This window comes from Bathymodiolus azoricus thioautotrophic gill symbiont (genome assembly GCF_001298715.1).
Lineage (GTDB): Bacteria > Pseudomonadota > Gammaproteobacteria > PS1 > Pseudothioglobaceae > Thiodubiliella.
This window is the reverse complement of record NZ_CDSC02000368.1, coordinates 1-1,915: the sequence shown is the minus strand read 5'-3', so window position 1 is coordinate 1,915 and position 1,915 is coordinate 1. Positions and strand designations below refer to the sequence as shown.

1 protein-coding gene is annotated in these 1,915 nt (G+C 36.3%); it reads left to right on the top strand.

All coding sequences use genetic code 11. From position 1 onward, the window contains the following. The first annotated feature begins 264 nt into the window (after window positions 1-264). Window positions 265-1,806 carry an RHS repeat-associated core domain-containing protein gene (locus BAZSYMA_RS10435; protein WP_237731617.1) on the top strand — a complete coding sequence of 514 codons (1,542 nt, stop codon included), beginning with the start codon at window positions 265-267 and terminating at the stop codon, window positions 1,804-1,806. Window positions 1,807-1,915 lie beyond the last annotated feature (109 nt).

Sequence of the window (1,915 nt, the reverse complement as noted above, 5' to 3'; positions counted from 1 at the left end):
TTTACAAGCCCTGTTCATTTTAGCAATCATAGAGTGTTTTGATTGTCCACTGTGAACAAGGCTGTTGCCTTTTTTAAGAGTTCATTGTCCCTTTGTTTCTTGAGCGATTGTATTTTTTGTTGCTCGGGTGTCATGGCTTTGCTTAATTTGTTGGGGTTTTATATATTTAGACATAAAAATCAATTATGATTTCTTTGGCAATATAGAATAGAGGGCGCCAGTGAAGTTAGCAAAACTATCACCTCAAAAACCATGTATTATTTTATGAATTTATTAGAGACCTACCATCAAACCTACAGCTACGACACAGGTAATAATTTAACTCACCTTTCACACCAAGCAAATAGTAGTGCTTGGCAACAAACCATCGCTATCCATCCTAACAACAATCGTGGCACCGAAACTCAGCAGTTTGCCACTGACTTTGATGCTAATGGCAATCTATTAGGTTTAAATGATATCGGCAACCTAGAATGGCACTACAACAACACCTTAAATAAACTCATTAAATCAGACAAAGCCAACACCACAGAGTATTATGTCTATGACTATCAAGGCAGACGAGTCCGCACTGTGGGTGAATCTAACGATCAAGTGCAAAACCAAAGAGACTACCTATCTTTATTAGACATCTCAACTAACCAAGCAAAACAACAAAGCAATACCCTGCACATCGGCACCCATATCCTCAGTGAAACTAGCAAAGACAAAGCGCAAAACTCTACTCAAAATCTTACTCAAACCCGCTACCAACTTACCAGTCACCTCCAATCCAGCACCTTAGAACTCAACGATAAAGCCCAAGTTGTCAGTTATGAGCATTACTACCCTTATGGTGGTACTGCTATTATTGTCGGCAAGAACAAAGCCGAAGTTCAACAAAAACGCTATCGCTACACTGGCAAAGAAAGAGATGATAATAGTGGCTTATATTACTATGGTGCCAGATATTTAGCCCCATGGCTTGCCAGATGGATAAGTCCTGATTCGCAAGGCGACGATGGTTTGAATTTATATGTTTATGTGGGCAATAATCCACTTAAATATATAGATCCGACAGGGCATGTTAAAGTTACTCCAGTTGACATGGATTTAGCAGATTATGAGATAGACATACTAAGTCCTATTGAAGGCACTTATCAGAATAATAATTTGTTTAATTTTCCCGAATCGTATGAAAGACTGGAAAATATTGTCAAGTCTTATCCTGCTGATAAATTTAGCTTGTTAGAAACCCATACGATGTTTTCCACACAATCAAACGACAGCAATGGGGCACTAACAATTAAAGCGCATTCTTATCCGCCTTCTGATACTTTTATTAATATTATGAACTTCTCCACAGGAGAGTTAAATTTTAATTCACATTTTAAAAATGAAGATATAAGTCTTCGTTCTGGCTTGAATGCAACAGAAGTAACAGCTTACCAATATTTAGGGATGACAAAAATAGCTGGAGCATTAAACATGCTACCTACAACAATTTTAAATAAGAGTATAACCAATGATAGCACGCAAGAAGCAATAAAGATTTATAAAGCTGATAGAAATTACCCAAGATTTTATCGTAATTTTTTTATCAATAGTGATAATGGCAGATTTTCTTCAAGGGTTGTTAATACTTTTAGTCTTGAGGCGACTTCTATAAAATTGGAGAAAGCTGATCTTGATATTCGCTTATATTTAAAACCAAAAATGCCCTTAATGCCCGCTGAAAATCCATTGCCACCTCGTGGAGATATGCATGAGCATTTTGAATCTGATAATGTATTACCTGAAGTAATACCAAATTCAAAAAACAACTAAACCAAAAAACTCCACTCTCTACTACACAAGTTTTCAATAAAACCATCCTCACTTAGTATTTCATTCCAAGCCTGGCAAGATCTTTCAATAATATCATCATAATTTTGGA

Bases quoted from the DNA above. Each gene is read 5' to 3' on its own strand.
- BAZSYMA_RS10435 (WP_237731617.1), top strand. From the start codon at position 265: ATGAATTTATTAGAGACCTACCATCAAACCTACAGCTACGACACAGGT.